This window comes from Sphaerospermopsis reniformis (genome assembly GCF_005402885.1).
In the GTDB taxonomy this organism is placed as follows: Bacteria; Cyanobacteriota; Cyanobacteriia; order Cyanobacteriales; family Nostocaceae; genus Sphaerospermopsis; species Sphaerospermopsis kisseleviana.
In genome coordinates, this window is the sequence record NZ_BJCE01000555.1 from 1 (window position 1) to 552 (window position 552).

The following is a 552-nucleotide window of genomic DNA, read 5'->3' on the forward strand; positions in this document are numbered from 1 at the left end:
GGAAAGATATGCACCTCAATCAATTTTAGGTCAAGGTGGTTTTGGGAGAACATTTTTAGCTATTGATGAGGATAAACCATCAAAACCTTATTGTGTAATTAAACAATTTTTACCCCAAGCACAGGGAACGGATAGTATTGAAAAAGCATCTCAGTTATTTGCACAGGAAGCACAACGTTTAGAGGAGTTGGGTAAGCATCCGCAAATACCTGAGTTAATGGCTTATTTTACATCCGATAATCGTCAATATTTAGTACAGGAATTTGTTAAAGGTGCAACTCTACAAACTGAGTTAGATAAAAATGGTGTTTTTTCGGAACAGCAAATTAAAGGTTTATTAATAGAACTGTTGCCAATATTGGAGTTTGTTCATAGTAAACAAGTAATTCATCGAGATATTAAACCAGAAAATATTATTTTGAGTAGTGAAAATAAGTTATTTTTAGTAGATTTTGGGGCGGCGAAAATAGTCAAACCACAGCAACGCACAGCTACAGGAACAATTATTGGATCTGCTGAATATTGCGCCCCTGAACAGTCAATGGGTAAACC

1 protein-coding gene is annotated in these 552 nt (G+C 35.3%); it reads left to right on the forward strand.

What is annotated here, in order from left to right:
* Positions 1-552 (forward strand): serine/threonine-protein kinase (locus FFR48_RS28380; RefSeq protein ID WP_137669625.1); only part of this gene is annotated, 552 nt, incomplete at both ends.